The 17,786-nt window shown below is 67.0% G+C and carries 18 protein-coding genes; 12 read left to right on the top strand and 6 right to left on the bottom strand.

Annotated elements, in window-relative coordinates; genetic code table 11:
- Nucleotides 1–89 precede the first annotated feature (89 nt).
- The 9 genes from AB2M62_RS13795 to AB2M62_RS13755 all read left to right on the top strand — a co-directional run bounded on the left by AB2M62_RS13795 (nucleotide 90) and on the right by AB2M62_RS13755 (nucleotide 5,979).
- Nucleotides 90–980 (top strand): neutral zinc metallopeptidase, encoded by an 891-nt coding sequence (locus AB2M62_RS13795; RefSeq protein WP_404334628.1) that lies wholly within the window; start codon nucleotides 90–92, stop codon nucleotides 978–980.
- 73 nt (nucleotides 981–1,053) lie between these two features.
- Nucleotides 1,054–1,776 carry an alpha/beta hydrolase gene (locus AB2M62_RS13790; RefSeq protein WP_404334626.1) on the top strand — a complete coding sequence of 241 codons (723 nt, stop codon included), beginning with the start codon at nucleotides 1,054–1,056 and terminating at the stop codon, nucleotides 1,774–1,776.
- Nucleotides 1,755–2,501 carry a tetratricopeptide repeat protein gene (locus AB2M62_RS13785; RefSeq protein ID WP_404334624.1) on the top strand — a complete coding sequence of 249 codons (747 nt, stop codon included), beginning with the start codon at nucleotides 1,755–1,757 and terminating at the stop codon, nucleotides 2,499–2,501. Before AB2M62_RS13790 ends, AB2M62_RS13785 begins: the two co-directional genes overlap by 22 nt.
- A gap of 60 nt (nucleotides 2,502–2,561) precedes the next feature.
- Nucleotides 2,562–2,993: a VOC family protein gene (locus tag AB2M62_RS13780; protein WP_404334622.1), complete on the top strand. Its 432-nt coding sequence runs from the start codon at nucleotides 2,562–2,564 to the stop codon at nucleotides 2,991–2,993.
- 20 nt (nucleotides 2,994–3,013) lie between these two features.
- Nucleotides 3,014–4,009: an NAD(P)H-dependent flavin oxidoreductase gene (locus tag AB2M62_RS13775; RefSeq protein WP_404334620.1), complete on the top strand. Its 996-nt coding sequence runs from the start codon at nucleotides 3,014–3,016 to the stop codon at nucleotides 4,007–4,009.
- Between the two features lie 36 nt (nucleotides 4,010–4,045).
- Nucleotides 4,046–4,372, top strand: coding sequence for a hypothetical protein (locus AB2M62_RS13770; protein ID WP_404334618.1), 327 nt, complete (start codon nucleotides 4,046–4,048; stop codon nucleotides 4,370–4,372).
- Between the two features lie 48 nt (nucleotides 4,373–4,420).
- On the top strand, nucleotides 4,421–5,149 hold the full coding sequence (gene gloB, locus AB2M62_RS13765; RefSeq protein WP_404334616.1) for a hydroxyacylglutathione hydrolase: 729 nt from the start codon (nucleotides 4,421–4,423) through the stop codon (nucleotides 5,147–5,149).
- Nucleotides 5,150–5,185: 36 nt separating this feature from the next.
- Entirely contained in the window at nucleotides 5,186–5,578 is a 393-nt protein-coding gene (locus AB2M62_RS13760; RefSeq protein WP_404340070.1) for a hypothetical protein, read from the top strand.
- Nucleotides 5,579–5,607: 29 nt separating this feature from the next.
- Nucleotides 5,608–5,979: a hypothetical protein gene (locus AB2M62_RS13755; protein WP_404334614.1), complete on the top strand. Its 372-nt coding sequence runs from the start codon at nucleotides 5,608–5,610 to the stop codon at nucleotides 5,977–5,979.
- 42 nt (nucleotides 5,980–6,021) lie between these two features.
- On the opposite strand, the gene AB2M62_RS13750 is transcribed toward AB2M62_RS13755, so the two are convergent.
- From AB2M62_RS13750 to hslV, 3 genes are all read right to left on the bottom strand, one after another.
- Nucleotides 6,022–8,133: a S9 family peptidase gene (locus AB2M62_RS13750; RefSeq protein WP_404334612.1), complete on the bottom strand. Its 2,112-nt coding sequence runs from the start codon at nucleotides 8,131–8,133 to the stop codon at nucleotides 6,022–6,024.
- A 78-nt stretch (nucleotides 8,134–8,211) separates the two neighbouring features.
- Nucleotides 8,212–9,504: an ATP-dependent protease ATPase subunit HslU gene (hslU, locus tag AB2M62_RS13745; RefSeq protein WP_404334610.1), complete on the bottom strand. Its 1,293-nt coding sequence runs from the start codon at nucleotides 9,502–9,504 to the stop codon at nucleotides 8,212–8,214.
- 156 nt (nucleotides 9,505–9,660) lie between these two features.
- The gene (gene hslV, locus AB2M62_RS13740; protein ID WP_404334608.1) at nucleotides 9,661–10,215 is read right to left on the bottom strand and encodes an ATP-dependent protease subunit HslV; all 555 of its coding nucleotides are present in this window, start codon (nucleotides 10,213–10,215) and stop codon (nucleotides 9,661–9,663) included.
- 101 nt (nucleotides 10,216–10,316) lie between these two features.
- Here hslV and AB2M62_RS13735 point away from each other — a divergent pair, with 101 nt between their 5' ends.
- Genes AB2M62_RS13735 through AB2M62_RS13725 form a run of 3 tightly spaced genes read left to right on the top strand, consistent with a single transcriptional unit; the run spans nucleotide 10,317 to nucleotide 14,061 of the window.
- Nucleotides 10,317–11,162, top strand: a complete 846-nt coding sequence (locus tag AB2M62_RS13735) for an endonuclease/exonuclease/phosphatase family protein (protein WP_404334606.1) — start codon at nucleotides 10,317–10,319, stop codon at nucleotides 11,160–11,162.
- Nucleotides 11,163–11,165: 3 nt separating this feature from the next.
- Nucleotides 11,166–12,389: a threonine synthase gene (locus tag AB2M62_RS13730; protein ID WP_404334604.1), complete on the top strand. Its 1,224-nt coding sequence runs from the start codon at nucleotides 11,166–11,168 to the stop codon at nucleotides 12,387–12,389.
- A gap of 49 nt (nucleotides 12,390–12,438) precedes the next feature.
- Nucleotides 12,439–14,061 carry an NAD(P)/FAD-dependent oxidoreductase gene (locus AB2M62_RS13725; RefSeq protein WP_404334602.1) on the top strand — a complete coding sequence of 541 codons (1,623 nt, stop codon included), beginning with the start codon at nucleotides 12,439–12,441 and terminating at the stop codon, nucleotides 14,059–14,061.
- Between the two features lie 24 nt (nucleotides 14,062–14,085).
- Here the strand turns inward: AB2M62_RS13725 and AB2M62_RS13720 are convergent, their stop codons facing one another.
- From AB2M62_RS13720 to AB2M62_RS13710, 3 genes are all read right to left on the bottom strand, one after another.
- A complete protein-coding gene (locus AB2M62_RS13720; RefSeq protein WP_404334600.1) occupies nucleotides 14,086–14,826 on the bottom strand; it encodes a putative DNA-binding domain-containing protein in 741 nt (246 codons plus the stop codon).
- Nucleotides 14,823–15,599 carry a DUF692 domain-containing protein gene (locus AB2M62_RS13715; protein ID WP_404334598.1) on the bottom strand — a complete coding sequence of 259 codons (777 nt, stop codon included), beginning with the start codon at nucleotides 15,597–15,599 and terminating at the stop codon, nucleotides 14,823–14,825. Before AB2M62_RS13715 ends, AB2M62_RS13720 begins: the two co-directional genes overlap by 4 nt.
- 76 nt (nucleotides 15,600–15,675) lie before the next feature.
- Nucleotides 15,676–17,718 carry a ferritin-like domain-containing protein gene (locus AB2M62_RS13710; RefSeq protein WP_404334596.1) on the bottom strand — a complete coding sequence of 681 codons (2,043 nt, stop codon included), beginning with the start codon at nucleotides 17,716–17,718 and terminating at the stop codon, nucleotides 15,676–15,678.
- Nucleotides 17,719–17,786: the final 68 nt, after the last annotated feature.

Genomic DNA, 17,786 nt, shown 5'->3' with positions numbered 1-17,786 from the left:
GCGATTTGCGTGAACCGCGACGATTGGATGCTAGGTGCAACGTGTGGCGGTTTCGCGCATTGTTGCGGAGAACCAACGATGAGGATGCCATGCGGCTCGACGATCTAGATCCTACCGATAATGCCCGCGACCTGGGCAGCGGCGGTGGCGGGGGTGGTGGCTTGCCACTGCTCGGGCTGCTGCCATTACTGCTGGGGCGCAAGATGGGCTGTGGCAGCATCGTGCTGATCGGCATCGTCGCATTGGTCTATTTTGCGATGTCGGGCGGCGGCGGGATGTTGGGCGGCGGAGGCGGCGGCACGGCGCAATCGCCGACCGCGGGAAAATCGGGCGCGGAAGTGTGCCGCGTGAACGAACGCCGGCTTGAGGCATGCCGGGTGATGACCAGCACCGATCAGACCTGGGGCGCGATCTTCCAGCAGGCAGGAAAGACTTACAAGCCGGCGACGATCAACTTCTTCACCGGCGGCGCGCAGACCGGCTGCGGATCGGCGACCTCGGCGGTGGGCCCGTTCTACTGCCCCAGCGACGGCGGCGTCTATATCGACACGGCGTTCTTCGACGAACTCGAGAAGCGCTTCGGCGCCAAGGGCGATTTCGCCCGCGACTATGTGATCGCCCACGAGATGGGGCATCATGTGCAGGATCTGCTCGGGACTTCGGGTGAGGTCAGCCAGGCGCAGGGGCGTGCTTCGAAGACCGAAGGCAATCGCCTGTCGGTCAAGCTCGAGCTGCAGGCCGATTGCTTCGCCGGCGTCTGGGCTGCGCGCAACCGCGATCGGCTGGAGGCGGGCGACATCGAGGAAGGCATGACCGCGGCGAATGCGATCGGCGACGATACCCTGCAGCGCCAGGGCCAGGGCGAAGTGGTTCCCGACAGCTTCACGCACGGGACTTCGGCGCAGCGCGTAGCCTGGCTGCGCAAGGGGCTGGAGAGCGGCGATCCGGCGTCGTGCGACACATTCCAGGGCGCGCTGTAACGTCGCTTAGATCCCCTCCCGTGCCGGGAGGGGATTTGTTGGTGAGGCACGCGACGCGCGCTAAGGGTTGCGCATGACTCGCCCCAAGCTCGCTTATCGCCACACGCCCGGCACCGGGCCGACGATCGTTTTCCTGTGCGGCTATGCGTCGGACATGCAGGGGAGCAAGGCGCTGGCGATCGAGGCCTGGGCGCAGGCCAACGGCCGGGCGTTCCTGCGCTTCGACTATGCCGGATGCGGCGAGAGCGAGGGCGCGTTCGAAGACCAGACGCTGGCGGACTGGCGCGACGATGCGCTGCGGATGCTCGACGAGGTGGTCGCGGGGCCGGTGGTGTTGGTCGGATCGTCGATGGGCGGATGGATCATGCTGCTCGTCGCGCTGGCACGGCCCGAGCGAGTGCAGGGGTTGGTCGGCATCGCCGCGGCGCCCGATTTCACCGATTGGGGATTCAGCGACGCACAGAAGCGGACGCTGCGCGAGACGGGCCGGCTGGAGGAGCCTTCGCTCTATTCCGACGAACCGACGGTGACGACGCGCGGTTTCTGGGAGGCAGGCGAGGCCAATCTGGTGATGACGTCGCCCATCCCGTTCGACGGGCCGGTGCGGCTGCTTCAGGGGCAGCGCGATGCCGAAGTGCCGTGGGAGCGGGCGGCGATGCTGGCGGAGCTGATTCGTTCAGATGCCGTGCAGACTCTTCTGGTCAAGGACGGCGACCACCGGCTCTCGCGCGATGCGGATATCGCGCTGATTCTTCGGGCCGTCGAGGATATCGCATGCTTCTCCCCCTCCTTCTGATCGCGCAGGACGCCGCGGCGGCCGCACCCGCTGCCGAGCCGTCGCGCTACACCCAGTGCATGGACATGGCGACCAGCGATCCGGCGTCGGGAATCACCAACGCCGCGGCGTGGCGGATCGACGGCGGCGGAATGCTCGCGCGGCAATGCCTGGGCGTGGCTTATGCCAATCTGCAGCGCTGGCCCTCGGCAGCGGCTGCATTCGAAGAAGCGGCGCGCGATGCAGCTACCGCCAAGGATCCGCGCGCCGCGAATTACTGGCAGCAGGCGGGCAATGCCTGGCTGGCAGCGGGCGAGGCGGCCAAGGCGCGAGCCGATCTCGACGCGGCGCTGGCCACCGAAACGCTCAACGGACTGGCGCTCGGCGAGGCGCATCTCGATCGCGCGCGCGTCCTGGTCGCGCTGAACGAATTGGAGACGGCGCGCGGCGACCTCGACCGTGCGATCGCCGAGGCGCCGGCCGATCCGCTCGCCTGGCTGCTCTCGGCGACGCTGGCGCGCCGCCAGAACGACTTGCCGCGCGCGCGGAAGGATATTGCCGAGGCGCTGCGGCGATCGTCGGACGATGCCGCGGTCCAGCTCGAGGCGGGCAATATCGCCGCGGCATCGAGCGACGAGGCGGGCGCCCGGACGGCGTGGAGCCGGGCGATCGAACTGGCACCGGGCAGCCCGACGGCCACGGCGGCGCGGACCGCGCTGGCCCAGTTCGGCGCGACCGAGAAGTAGCGCTCTGGCGCAACTCGGGGGCGGCGCCTATCTGGCGGGAAACGCCTTGCAGGAGCTCCGATGCGCTTTCTCCACACCATGGTCCGAGTGACCGATCCCGATGCGACGATCGCCTTTCTCGAACTGCTCGGCCTCAAGGAGACGCGGCGGATGGAGAGCGAGCGCGGTCGCTTCACGCTGATCTATCTCGCCGCACCGGGCGATGAGGCCGAAGTCGAGCTGACCTATAATTGGCCGCCCGAAGATGGCACCCCGGCCGAAACCTATGGCGGCGGGCGCAATTTCGGGCATCTGGCCTATGCCGTCGACGACATTTACGCGACCTGCCAGACGCTGATGGACGCCGGCGTGACGATCAACCGGCCGCCGCGCGACGGCCATATGGCGTTCGTCCGCACGCCCGACGCGATCTCAATCGAGCTGCTCCAGGCAGGCGGTTCGCTGCCGCCCGCCGAGCCCTGGGCGTCGATGCCCAACACGGGAGAGTGGTAAGCCCGTTCGACGCGATCGGGATGCGTCTCCCGATCGTCCAGGCGCCGATGGCGGGGGCGGGCGGGGTGGCGCTCGCCGCCGGGGCGATGCGCGGCGGGGCGTTGGGATCGCTGCCCTGCGCGATGCTGACGGCAGACCGGATCATCGAACAGGTGGCCGGACTGCGCCGTGCGGCGGCGGGACCGGTGAACCTCAATTTCTTCTGCCACACGCTGCCCGCGCCGCCGGACGAGCGCGCATGGCGCGCGCTGCTCGCGCCCTATTATGCCGAGGAAGGCGTGGAGCCAGGCGACGCGCCGCCGCTGCGCCGGCCGTTCGACGCGGCGGCGTGCGCGGCCGTGGAGGCAGTGCGGCCGGAGGCAGTGAGCTTTCATTTCGGACTGCCCGACGATGCGCTGCTCGCGCGGGTGCGGGCGAGCGGGGCGCGCGTGTTCGGCAATGCGACGACGCGCGACGAGATGCGCTGGCTTGCCGCGTGCGGGGTCGATGCAGTGATCGCCCAAGGGTGCGAGGCGGGCGGCCATGCCGGGTGGTTCCTCGACGGGCACCGGCCGACGCCGCTGGCCGAATTGCTGGCCGTGGCAGTGGGCGTGCCGGTGATCGCGGCGGGCGGGATCGTCGATGGCGCGGGAATCGCGCGGGCGCTGGCTGCGGGCGCGAGCGCAGTGCAGATCGGCACCGCCTATCTCGCGACGCCGGAAAGCGGGATCTCGGCGGCACATCGCGCGCTGCTCGGCAGCGAGGCCGAGGCGGCACTCACCAACTTGCTCTCGGGGCGCGCGGCGCGCGGCATCGTCAACCGGCTGATGCGCGAGCTCGGCCCCATGCGCGGCGAGGCGCCGGCTTTCCCCTATGCCTCGAATGCGCTGGCACCGTTGCGCGCCAAGGCCGAGGCCGAAGGGCGGGGCGATTATTCGCCGCTTTGGGCGGGCGCGGGCTCGGCGCAAATTCGGAGGATGACGGCGGAGGCTCTTACGCGGCTGCTGGGCGAGGAGCTTGCTTCGGTTTGTGCATGAGTGTATTGTACAAATAACACAGTAGGAGTTAGCACGATGCGCGTGGCGGTGCTGGGAGTGATGCTTGCGCTGGCCGCATGCGGCGGCAAGCGCGTCGCGGTCGAGGCGAAATTCGATGTCGATGCGGTGCGCGGCGTTGCCGTGACCTGTATCAAGTCGAGCGGCTCGGCTTGCGAAGTCGCGTTCAGCGGGACGCTGCCGATGCGCGGATCGGTGAAGCCCGGCGAGACGCAGCGCTTCGACCGGGTCGCGGCCGGGACGCCGATGTGCCTCGCGGCGGACAGCATGGCGCTCAACGGATGCAAGCCGAGGCCGTTGCAGGCGGGCAGCGCGACGATCGCGATGAGCAGCTATACCAGCTGACGCACGCCGGCTCTGGCGCGGGAGCGATGCCGTGCCTAACTTGAGGCGATGCTCGATATCGTCCGCATCCCCGCCCTCAGCGACAATTACATCTGGCTGGTCCACGATCCCGCCAGCGGCGAGACGATCGTGGTCGATCCCGCCGAGGCGGAGAAGGTGGAGGCAGTGCTCGCCGAGCGCGGCTGGAGGCTGACCGCAATCTGGAACACGCACTGGCACCCTGATCACACCGGCGGCAATGCCGCGCTCAAGGCTGCGTGGAGCGTGCAGGTGATTGCCCCGGCGGCCGAGGCGGCGAAGATCCCGACGGCGGACGTGCTGGTGAAGGAAGGCGACACCGTGCGTATCGGCGACCATGCCGCGCAGGTGCTCGAGGTCCCGGCGCATACCGCCGGGCACATCGCCTTCCATTTTGCCGAGGACGGCACGATCTTCGTCGGGGATACGCTGTTCGCGATGGGTTGCGGCCGGCTTTTCGAAGGGACGCCGGCGCAGATGTTCGCCAACCTGCAGCGGCTGGCGGCGCTGCCCGAGGACACGATCGTCTATTGCGCGCACGAATATACCCAATCGAACGGCCGCTATGCGCTGGTCGCCGAGCCCGAGAACGAGGCGATCGCCGCGCGGATGGTCGAGGTCGATCGGCTTCGCGCGGCGGGCGAGGCAACGGTGCCGACGACGATAAGACAGGAGCGCGCGACCAATCCGTTCGTGCGCGCCGGGAGCGTGGAAATCCTGGCGCAACGGCGCGGGGAGAAGGATGTATTTCGCGGCTGAGGCGTTATGATCGCGGCGGGGGCTGGGAGAGGTTCGATGTTGCGGTTCGCGTTGCCCGTCCTGCTGCTCGGCGCTGCCTGCGCCACTACCGCCTCGGTGCCGGTGCCCAATGATGCGAGTGCGCGCGTCGAGAAGACGCTGGCCGGACTGACCCCGGGCGAGCCGCGCCGCTGCCTGCGCCGCGACGACTATACCGAAATGCGCACCGCCAAAGGCGTGATCGTCTTCGTTGCGGGCAAGAACCGCGTGTGGCGCAACGACGTGGTCGGCGCGGGATGCCGCGGGCTCGAGCGCGGCGACATCGTCGTGATCCAGAGCATCAGCGGCCGGCAATGCGACGGCGATCTCGTTCAGACGCGCGCGGCGACGGGCGGGATGCTGAGCGGCAGCTGCTCGCTTGGCACTTTCACCCCCTATTCGAGGAAGTGACTGCGATGCGAAGCCTGATCGCAATCGCAATGCTGGCGCTGGCCGGATGCTCGACCAACGCGGCGCTCCAGCAGTCGCGAAGCGACGAAGCCGCGAAGGATCTCGCGCAGGCGCTGGAAGGGCGCACGCCCGGCAAGCCGGTCGATTGTATAAGCACGACCAGCATCTCCGGGCCGCAGATCATCGACAACAAGACTCTGATCTACAGCTCGGGCGGGCGCGTGTGGCGGCAGGACGTGGTGGGCAGCTGCCCGGGCCTCTCGCCGTTCGACACGATCATCGCCGAGCTGCATGGCTCGCAGATCTGCCGGAACGACCGCTTCCGCGCCGTGGAGCCGGGCGCGTCGATCGCAGGCCCGTATTGTCGGTTTGGGGCGTTCACGCCGTATACCAAGCGCTAGCCGCGCGCGTCACCCCGGCTGTCGCCAGGGTGACGCGGAAGCTCATTTCACCTTGAGCGTATCGAGCGCGAAGGCGGCCCATTCGGACTGCTGGCGGTAGCGCTCGAACCGACCCGACTTGCCGCCATGGCCGGCTTCCATATTGACGCGGAAGACCAGCGGATTGGTGTCGGTCTTCTTGGCGCGCAGGCGGGCGACCCATTTGGTCGGCTCGTAATATTGGACCTGACTGTCCCACAGCCCGGTCGACACGTACATCGCCGGATAGGCCTGCGCCGCGACATTGTCGTAGGGCGAGTAGCTCAGCATATAGTCGTAATATTGCTTCTCCGCCGGGTTGCCCCATTCGTCGAACTCGCCGGTGGTGAGCGGGATCGACGTGTCGAGCATCGTGGTGACGACGTCGACGAACGGTACCTGGGCGATGATCACGCCGTAATCGGCGGGCGCCATGTTGGCGACGCCGCCCATCAGCAGCCCGCCGGCGCTGCCGCCCATCGCCGCAACGCGGCCCTTGGCGGCATAACCCTGATCGACCAGCGCGCGGGTGACGTCGATAAAGTCGGTGAAGCTGTTCTTCTTGTTGAGCACCTTGCCCTGGTCGAACCAGGCGCGGCCCATTTCCTGGCCACCGCGGATATGCGCGATGGCATAGACCATGCCGCGATCGAGCAGGCTGGGCAGCATCGGGGTGAACGCCGGATCGGTGGAGGCGCCATAGCTGCCATAGGCATATTGGAAGAGCGCGGCCTTGCCGTCCTTCTTGAAGTCCTTGGCGTGGACGAGGCTGACAGGGACCCTGGTGCCATCGCGCGCGGTGGCCCAGACTCGCTCGGTGACATAGTTGCGCGCGTCATAGCCGGGCACCGGCTGGACCTTGAGCACGCGGCGCTCGCCGGTCTTGTAGTTCACCTCATAGGTGGTGGTGGGCGTGACCAGCGATTCATAGGTGTAGCGCAGCCAGTCGCTGCTCGGCTCCTCGTTGGTGCCGAGCGCCATCGAATAGGCCGGCTCGTCGGCGGTGACGGGGCTCGACTTGCCGCCGGGCGCGAGCAGGCGGAGCTTCTTGTTGCCGTCCGAACGTTCCTCAATCGCGAGGAAGCCGTTGAACGGCTTGAAGTCCTCGATGAACACGCTGGCGCTGGTCGGCACCAGGTCTTCCCAGGCGGCGCGGCCATGGCCGAGATGCTCGTCGCCGGCCTGCATCAGCCGGTAATTGGGGGCGTCCCAATTGGTGCGGATCACCCAATGGTCGCCGATGTGATCGGCATTGTAGAGAAATTCCCGCTTGCGCGTGGCGAGCACGGTAAAGCTGGCGGGGTCGGCGGACGGCGCGCAGCGTTGCTCGTCGCTGGCCGTGCTGTGCAGGTAGATGCACAGATATTTGTCCGAGCTGGTGCGGCCCAACCCCATGTAGAAGGTATCGTCCTTCTCCTCGTAGAGCAGCTTGTCGGCCGAGGCGGGTGTGCCGAGAACGTGCGCCTTGACCCGCTTCGACAGGAGCGTGACCGGATCCTTCTCGACATAGAGGATCGTCTTGTTGTCATCGGCCCAATAGATGCCGCCTTCGACATTGGGGATGGTGTCGGGCAGCGTCTTTCCGGTGGCGAGATCCTTGACCTGGAGGACATATTGGCGGCGGCCGACGGTGTCGACCGTATAGGCGAGCAGTTGGTTGTTGGGGCTGACGTCGCGCCCGGCGATCTGGAAGAAAGTGTGGCCCTTCGCCATCGCCGGCTGATCGAGGATCACTTCCTCCGGCGCCGTCAGACTGCCCTTGCGACGCGCGACGATTGCGTAATCGGCGCCGGTGGCGAAGCGGGTGTAATAGTAATAGCCGTGCTTGAGATACGGTACCGAGCTGTCGTCCTGCTTTATATGGCCGACGATCTCCTTGTAGAGCGTCTCGGCGAGCGGCTTTTCGGGGGCGAGGACGGCGTCGGTATAGGCGTTCTCCGCCTTGAGATAGGCGAGCATTTCCGGGTTCTTCCGGGTATCGTCGCGCAGCCAATAATATTCGTCGTTGCGGGTCGCACCGAAGGGCGCCTTGATCTCATGGGGCTTGGTGGCCGCCTTGGGCGGGGTAGGCGCGGTCTGGGCGAGCGCGGGGGCCGCCGTGGTAGTGAGCAGGATGGCGGCGAGCAGCTTGGTCATGAATCCCCCTGGTGACGCGAGTCGTGGGGGGGCATGATAACGATCCTCCCGGAACAGGGAGGATCGTTTCAGGTCTTTCTACAGCACGTACCGGCTGAGGTCGGTGTTGCGCGCGATGCTGGAGAGCTGCTGATCGACATAGGCGGCGTCGATCGTGAGCGTACTGCCGCTGCGATCCTCGGCGTCGAAGCTGACTTCCTCGAGCAGCTTCTCCATCACCGTCTGGAGGCGGCGCGCGCCGATATTCTCGACCTCGGCATTCACTTCGGCCGCCAGCCGCGCGACCGCGCGGATGCCGTCCTGCGTGAAGTCGATCGTCACCCCCTCGGTGCCGAGCAGCGCGGCATATTGCTGCACCAGGCTTGCCTTGGTGTCCGACAGGATCGAGACGAAATCCTCCTCGGTCAGCGCCTTCAGCTCCACACGGATCGGCAGGCGGCCCTGGAGTTCGGGGAGCAGATCGCTCGGCTTGGCGACATGAAAGGCGCCGCTGGCGATGAAGAGGATATGATCGGTTTTCATCGGCCCGTATTTGGTCGCCACCGTGGTGCCCTCGATCAGCGGCAGCAAGTCGCGCTGGACGCCTTCGCGCGACACCGATCCGCCGCGCACGTCCGACACCGCGATCTTGTCGATCTCGTCGAGGAAGACGATGCCGTTTGCCTCGGCGTCTGCGAGCGCGACGCGGCTGACTTCGTCCTGGTCGAGGCGCTTGTCGGCCTCTTCCTCGACAAGCTTGTCCCAGGCGCTGCGGACGTTGAGCTTGCGGCGCTTGAGCGGGGTGCCGGCCAGGCCCTTCATCATCTCGCCGAGATTGATCATCTGCGGTGCGCCGCCGGGGATGTCGAACGGCATCGCCGGGGCCTGTTCGACCTCGATCTCGACTTCGCTGTTATCGAGCACGCCGTCGTGGAAGCGCTGCTTGAACGCCTCTCGCGTCGCGGTCGACGCGTCCTTGCCGGTGAGCGCGTCGAGCAGCCGGGCCATTGCGGCTTCCTCGGCCTTGTCCTTCACGGCCGAGCGGCGGCGCTCCTTTTCGAGGCGGATCGCTTCCTCGACCAGGTCGCGGGCGATCTGCTCGACGTCGCGGCCGACATAGCCGACTTCGGTGAACTTGGTCGCTTCGACCTTGACGAACGGGGCGTCGGCCAGCTTGGCGAGGCGGCGGCTGATCTCGGTCTTGCCGCAGCCCGTCGGCCCGATCATCAGGATGTTCTTGGGCGTGACCTCGTCGCGGAGGTCGGCCGACAGCTGCTGGCGGCGCCAGCGGTTGCGCAACGCGACGGCGACGGCCTTCTTGGCGTCGTGCTGGCCGATGATGTGCGCATCGAGCGCGGCAACGATGGTCTTGGGGGTGAGGTTCTCGTTCATTCTCTACTCGATTCCCCTCCGTGCGAGGGAGGGGCTAGGGGTGGCTTGCGGTGGCGGGGCTCGATGCCCCGACCGACGCTTTATCGATGAGGGCAGGGAGCGCGCCTTTGGCTCGCACCCACCCCCCGGCCCCTCCCTTGCAGGAAGGGGCGTGATTCAGTTCGCGCTGTCGAGGCTTTCGACCGTCAGCCGATCGTTGGTGTAGACGCAGAGCTCGCCGGCGATCTTCATTGCCTGGCGGGCGATCTTTTCGGGGTCGGTCTCGTAATCGACCAGCGCACGTGCAGCGGCGAGGGCGAAATTGCCGCCCGATCCGATCGCGGCGACGCCGCCTTCGGGTTCGAGCACGTCGCCATTGCCGGTGACGACCAGCGTCACGTCCTTGTCGGCGACGATCAGCATCGCTTCGAGGTTGCGGAGATATTTGTCGGTCCGCCAATCCTTGGCGAGCTCGACCGCGGCGCGGAGGAGCTGGCCCTGATGGCGCTCGAGCTTGGACTCGAGCCGTTCGAACAGAGTGAAGGCATCGGCGGTCGCGCCGGCGAAGCCGGCGATGACCTTGCCGTCGCCGAGCGGCCGGACCTTCTTGGCATTGGGCTTCATCACGGTGTTACCCGCCGAAACCTGCCCGTCGCCTGCGATGACCACTTTGCCGGATTTGCGCACGGAGAGGATGGTCGTGCCGTGCCACGCATTGCTGTTTTCGCTCATAGAGCCGCGATATGGGGAGGGGGGCGATTGCCGCAAAGGGGCAACGGCGGCGAAACAATCATCTGGCCTAAGCGGACACGGAAAAAGGAAGAGGATTCGCGATGCGGCTTTGGAAGATGATGGGCGCGGTGCTGGCAGGGCTGCTGGTGGCGAGCGTGCCGGCGATGGCGCAGGCGCCGCTCACGGTGATGAGTTTCAACATCCGCTATGCCAACGATACCGACGGGGTGAACTCCTGGGCCAACCGCCGCGAAGTGACCGCTGCGATGCTCGAAAAGGCAGCGCCCGACCTGATCGGGACGCAGGAGCTGCTCAAGCTGCAGGGCGATTTCCTGGTCGAACGGCTCAAGGGCTATGCGTGGTTCGGCGTCGGCCGGCGCGGCGGCGACGAAGACGAGCATATGGGGATCTTCTATCGGACCGATCGGCTCAAGCTGATCCGGTCGGGCAATTTCTGGCTGTCTGACACGCCCGAAGTTGCGGGCACGGCGGCCTGGGGCGCGGACCTGCCGCGGCTGGCAAGCTGGGGATTGTTCGAGACTGTCGAAGGCGGGCGGCGCTTCTATGCGTTCGACACGCATCTGCCCCATCGCGACCAGGACGAGCATGCGCGGGAGAAGGGCGCGGCGCTGGTGCTGGCGCGGATCCAGGCGATGGCGGGAACGCTGCCGGTGGTGCTGACCGGCGACTTCAATACCACGCCCGGCAGCGCGACCCACACGCTGCTGGCAACGCGGTTGAAGGATGCGCGGGATACCGCGCCGGTCAAGCTCGGCCCGGACGAGACCTTCCACGATTTTACGGGTGTCCCGACCAAGCGGATCGACTGGATCTTCACCCGCGGCTTTAAGGCCGAGCGGGTGGAAACGATCACCGATCATCAGGGTGCCGTGCAGACTTCGGATCATTTCCCGGTGCTCGCGACGCTCGCCTGGCCTAAGCGCTAGGTCATGCACAACGACAACCTCACCGCCGACCGGCCGACCTTTGTCAGCCATCTGGAATGTTCGATGACCGGCGAGCGCTACGACGCCGACCAGGTTCACGGGCTGTCGCGGGTCGGGCGGCCGCTGCTGGTTCGTTATCACCTGCCTGGGGTGAAGGCCGCGCTGACGCCTGCGGCGCTGGCGGTGCGGCCGGCGGATCTGTGGAAATATCGCGAGCTGCTGCCGGTACGGCGGACGAAGAACATCGTCAGCCTGGGCGAGAGCGCGACCCCGATCGTGTCGCTGGAGAAGGAACCGGGCAATGTCTGGGTGAAGGACGAGGGGCGGCTGCCGACCGGCTCGTTCAAGGCGCGCGGACTGGTGATGGCGATCGCTATGGCGAAGGAGCTGGGCATCACCACGATCGCGATGCCGACCAACGGCAATGCCGGCGCTGCGGCGGCCGCCTATGCGGCGCGGGCGGGGATCGAAGCGGTGATCTTCTGCCCGGACGATACGCCCGAGATCAATGTCCGCGAGATCGCGGCGCAGGGCGCGCGGGTCTATCGGGTCAACGGATTGATCGACGATTGCGGCAAGCTGGTCGGTGCCGGAAAGGAAACGCGCGGCTGGTTCGACTTGTCGACGCTCAAGGAGCCGTATCGGATCGAAGGCAAGAAGACGATGGGGCTCGAGCTCGCCGAGCAGCTCGGCTGGGAACTGCCCGATGCGATCTTCTACCCCACCGGCGGCGGCACCGGCTTGATCGGGATGTGGAAGGCGTTCGACGAGATGGAGGCGCTGGGCTGGATCGGGGCGAAGCGCCCCCGCATGTATGCGGTGCAGGCCGAGGGTTGCGCGCCGATCGTGCGGGCGTTTGAGGCGGGCGAGCGGCACGCAGTGCGCTGGGAGGACGCGCACACCGTCGCGGCGGGGATCCGCGTGCCGCAGGCAGTGGGCGATTTCCTGATCCTCGATGCAGTGCGCGCAAGCGGCGGCAAGGCGCTGGCGGTGAGCGACGCGGCGATCCTCGCGGCGGTGGACGATGCGGGAAAGCGGGACGGTCTGCTGCTCTGCCCCGAAGGCGGCGCGACGCTGGCGGCGTATCGCGACGCGCTGGCGGCGGGGCTGGTCGATGCCGAGGAGAAGACGGTGCTGTTCAACTGCGCGACGGGGCTGAAATATCCGATGGCGGATGCGTCCGGCTATCTCGACCGCAATGCGCCGATCGACTGGGCGGCGCTGTAACGCTGCGAGGAGAATTGGCGCGGAGGCGCTAAGCCTCTAAGGGCTCGGCATGCTTCGCCTTTCCGGACTCTCGCTGCCGCTCGATCATCCCGCCGAGGCGCTGCCCGAGGCGATCTGCGCGCGGCTGGGCGTCGCACGTGAGGCGCTGCGTAGCTGGACCGTTTATCGCCGCGGCAACGATGCCCGCAAGCGCAACGCAATCCTGCTGGTCTACACACTCGACCTCGATCTGGCGGACGAGGCCGAGGTGCTCGAGCGGCTCGCGGGCGACAAGGATGTGCGGGCGACGCCCGACATGGCCTATCGCTTCGTCGCGCAGGCACCGGCGGGGTGGAGCGGCAAGCGGCCGGTGGTGATCGGCGCGGGGCCGTGCGGGCTGTTCGCCGGGCTTATCCTGGCGCAGATGGGCTTCCGCCCGATCATCCTCGATCGCGGCAAGATCGTCCGCGAGCGCACGCGCGATACCTGGGGCCTGTGGCGCCGCGCCGAGCTGAACCCGGACAGCAATGTCCAGTTCGGCGAGGGCGGGGCAGGGACGTTTTCCGACGGCAAGCTTTACTGCCGGGTCAAGGATCCGCGCTTCCTCGGCCGCAAGGTGCTGGAAGAATTCGTCAAGGCGGGCGCCCCCGACGACATCTTGTGGGAAGCGCACCCGCACATCGGCACCTTCCGGCTCGTCACCATGGTCGAGAGCATGCGCCAGTCGATTGAGGCGCTCGGCGGGGAATATCGCTGGCAGACGCGGGTCGACGATATTGCGCTAGACCGACTTCCCGATGGCCGCCAGCGGCTGCGCGGGCTCCACCTCCACGACGGCAGCTTTCTCGAGGCCGACCAGGTGGTGATGGCGGTGGGCCATAGCGCGCGGCCGACCTTCGAGATGCTCCACCGGCGCGGGGTGCATATGGAAGCCAAGCCCTTCTCGATCGGGGTGCGGATCGAGCATCCGCAGAACTGGGTCGATCAGGCGCGCTACGGCAAATGCGCCGGGCATCCCGATCTCGGCGCGGCGGCATACAGCCTGGCACATCACTGCGAGAACGGTCGCACCGTTTACAGCTTCTGCATGTGCCCGGGCGGGCGCGTGGTCGCGGCGACTTCGGAAGAAGGGCGCGTGGTGACCAACGGCATGAGCCAATATTCGCGCGCCGAGTTCAACGCCAATTCGGGGCTGGTCGTGGCGATCGACCCGGCGCGGGATTATCCGGACGGTCCGCTCGCGGGGATCGCGCTGCAGCGACATTGGGAGGAACGCGCGTTCATCGCGGGCGGGTCCAATTATTGGGCGCCGGGGCAGCGGGTCGAGGATCTGCTTGCCGGACGGGCTTCGACGGCACTCGGTGAAGTCGTGCCGTCGTACAAGCCGGGGGTGACGATGACCGACCTGGCCGAGTGCCTGCCGGGCTTTGCGATCGAGGCGATCCGCGAGGCGCTGCCAGCGTTCGGCCGCCAGATCGCGCGCTACGACCATCCCGACGCGGTGATGACCGGGGTGGAGACGCGGACTTCTTCGCCGGTGCGGATCACGCGCGGCAAGGACTATCAGAGCCTCAATGTCGAGCGGCTGTTTCCGGCGGGCGAGGGCGCGGGCTATGCCGGCGGCATCCTCTCGGCGGCGATCGACGGGATCAAGGTCGCTGAGGCCGTGGCGCGGAGCATCGTCGAGGCTTAACCCTCTCCCGCAGGCGGGAGAGGGTTAAGCCTGAACCACGATACCCTGCGCCCGGGCGAAGGGAAGCCAGGCGGCGAGGCGCGGGTCGGCGGGGGCGCCATCGGCAAGGCCGCTCAGCCAGTCATAGTGGAGCGGCTCGAGCGGGTGGCAGGCGACGCGATACTCGGCACGCGCGACGGCCAGCAGCGACGGGCGCGGCACCGGGAGTGCGGGCGGATCGCGCGCCTCGGCAGCGGCGAGCGTAGGCCCGAAATCAAAGGGGAGCGCGAGCAGGCGGACGCTGTCGGGCAGGCGCCAGCCCGCCGACGCCGCTAGGCCGAGCAGCGTAGTGACATAGGGCGCGTTGGGCGCCACGGTATCCTCGACCCCCTGGGCGCGGGCGACTTCGGCTTTGGCCCGCTCGATGCGGGCGAGCGCTGCGGGGATGGCTCCCGGCGCGCTGGTCGGGCCGGAGGGGCGGTTGGCATCGAGATAGTCGGCGAAGCCGGCACCGAAATCGAACAAGGTGTAGGAGTGGGAGGGGTGCGCGGCGATATTGCCAAGCGCGAACAGCTCGAAGGCCGTGGGGCCGGCGAGCCCGGCGAGCAGCGGATATTCGGCCTGGAGGCATTCGAGCAGCCGGAGCCGATAGCTCGCGGCATAGATGCCGACCCGCGCCTCGGCAGTGAGGCGGTTGCCTTCGCGGACATGGGCCCGGGCGTCACGCGCCTGGGCGCCGACGATCGCGGCCTGCATCCAGTCCTGGAGTTCGGCGAGCCCGGTCATGCGGCGACTGCCAGACCCTGGCGCACCGCGCGCGCCTTGGCGAGTTCGGCGACGAGTTCGGCGAAGGGGGGCACCTTGGCATCCCATTCGATCATCGTCGCCACCGGGCCGCAACGCTCCCAGACGCGGGCATAGAGCGGCCATACCGCATCGGGGACCGGCGCGTCATGCGTGTCGATCAGGTGGGTGCCGTGATCGCTCGGCCCGGCGAGATGGACCTGGACGACATGCTCCACCGGGATCGCGTCGATATAGGCGCGCGGATCAAACCCATGGTTGAACGCGCTGACATGGACGTTGTTGACGTCGAGCAGGAGGCCGCAACCGGTGTCCTGGGCAAGGCGCGCGAGGAACTCCTGCTCGGGCATCCTGCTGGCCGAGAATTCGAGATAGGTGCTGGGGTTTTCGAGGATCAGCGGGCGGCCGAGGAAATCCTGCACGGCGCGGACGCGGTCGGACACATGTGCGAGGCTTTCTTCGGTAAGCGGCATCGGCAGCAGATCGTGGCTGTTGAGCCCGGCGATGCCGGTCCAGCAGAGATGGTCCGACACCCAGAGCGGCGCGAAGCGCGCGGCAAGATCGCGGACCTTGGCGAGATACCCGCGATCGAGCGCGGCGGTGCTGCCGATCGACAGCGACACGCCGTGCAGCACGATCGGCCGGTGCGCCGCGACATGCTCGAGCACGCGCATCGCCCAGCCGTGATTGTCGAGGCAGTTCTCGGTGATGACTTCGAACCAGTCGACGCCCCAGAGCGCGGGGGGCGTGGCCATCAGGTGCGGAAAATGCTCCTCGCGCAGCCCCACCCGTCGCCGGGGCAGGGCAGGCCGAGGCGGGCTGCGACGGTCATCAGGTCGAGGGCGGGAAGGCGAGGCGCAGATCGTTGGGTTCCTGCTGGGTCGGGGCGGGATAGCCGAGGTCCGCAGCGGCCATCGAAAAGGCCTGGAAAGCGATGTCCTCAACCCGATCGCCGATGGCGAAGTCGATCGTGCCGATCGGCTTTGACGGGCTGCCCAATACATAGATTTCCATCGTGCCCGCCTTGGGATAGAGCTGCATGGCCGAGATCGGCACCGCGCAGCCGCCAAAGCCGCCGCAGATATTGTTGCTGGGCGCCGTGTAGTGAATCGGGTTGCCGCCGGCGGAGCCGCCGAGGGCGCGCATCTGAACCGCCGAGCAGTTATTGCCCCGTACCCCCGGCATATCGTGCTTGGGCGCCGGCGCGGCGACCGAGGTGCTGCAGCTGCCACCGCCGGACGTCGGCTGGACAAAGCCGCAACCGCCCATGCCCTTGCACAGGTTCGAGCCGCGGCAGGTGTGGAAGATCGTCGTCTGCGCGCAGGCATTGGTGCCGACGACGCCGCCTTCGGGGGTAAGACTCAAGCCCTGGCAGGCGTGGTTGACGACATTGGTATCGGGCTTGGCGATGCCCTTGCTCAAGTCGGGCGTCCGGCCGAACACCGCCCAGGCAGTCGACATGCGATCGCCCGATCCCGCCATGGAGGGGAAGGGGAAACCAGTCGTGCTGCCGGGCGCCCAATATTGATCGAGCACGGTAGTGACGCCCTTGATCGCGCCGACCACGGCCTGGCTCAGCGTAGCGTAATTGGCCTCGGCATTGTCGTTGTAGAGATTGTTGAGCGCCGCCGCGATCGCCTCGGGCTCGGGGAGGTTGCCGCAATCCTTGGGCTGATAGTCGGCGGTCTTGAGGTCGTCGCCGGTCCAGACGCCGGCCTTGCCCGCCTTGTCCCAGGTGACGATCGCGCCCTGATCGAGCAGGCCCTGCACTTCCTCGAAGCGTTCGTAATGGTCGGCGCCGTCATTGGCGCCGCGCGCCACGGCATCGGCCGAAGGGACCTGCTTGCCGGTATCGTCATAGCTCGGATAGTCCGAGCGGAGCGCATCGATATCGGGGCAATAGCGCTTCTCGACTGCGCCGAGCAGCATCGTCTCGTTGGCAATGTCGAGCCGCGCCTTTAGCGTGGCGCCTTCGCCCTGATCCGTGATTGCGTTCATCATCACCAGCGCCTGGCGGAAGGCGATGTCCTTATCGGTCAGCGCGATCGTGGTCTCGAACCCCATGAACTCGCGCATCGGGTGGCCGGGGAAGCTGAAGCCGTTGAACAGGTCGTTCTGCTGTCCGGCGGAGTCGAAGACATGGTCCCACAACCGGGTGCCGTCGCTGTAGGTGATCGACAGATAGTCGCGATAGCATTGGTACATATAGCCGATCGAGCCGAACATGATGCCGGCCGTGGCGGGATCGTAAGCGGGATCGCCGCCATCGAAGGGGACTTTGGGGAAGTATTTCTGCTGGTTACGGACGATGTCTCGCTCGGCGTCGTCCTGCGGTTGCTCGATGGCGAGGAACAGGGCGATGCGATCGGCATCGAGCGGGCCGACATTCACCTTGGTGCTCGCATAGGTCGAGGTATCGGTGAGGTCGACGATGTTGGGGATGACGGTGAGATCGGGCCCGTAGCACTTCCAGCCATGATCCGCAGTCTGCAGCGCAGTGTCGGTGAAGCAGGGCGTCTTGCCGATCGCGGTCGCGAGGTTGGCGGCCATCTGGAGATGGAGCATCTCCTGGATGAAGACCGAGAAGACGATGTTGAACGCGCGCTTGTTGCCCCATCCCGGTGCGCCGGGAGTGGCCACCTCGTCGACGCTGGTCTTGGCGCCGGGCCACAGCCGGCCCTTATAGAAGGCGTTTCCTTGCCCCGTGATCGGATGCATCCCCGAAATCGAATAGAGCGATGTCATATAGAGCGGGATGGTGAACAGCTCGACATCGACGGCGGCCTGCGCGATCCAGCGAACGACTCGGCTATCGACTTCGATATATTTGGTATCGCGTGCCGACAAGGCGCCGCTCACATGCGTCATTCGCATTATAGTCCCCCGCTTATTTGAGAAGAAACTGCTGCGACGCTATCATCCGGGTGAATTGGGTCAAAGCA

Source organism: Sphingomonas sp. MMS12-HWE2-04, assembly GCF_044881185.1.
Lineage (GTDB): Bacteria > Pseudomonadota > Alphaproteobacteria > Sphingomonadales > Sphingomonadaceae > Sphingomonas.
Note: the sequence above shows the minus strand (reverse complement) of the source record. Positions and strands in the feature narration are given on the sequence as shown.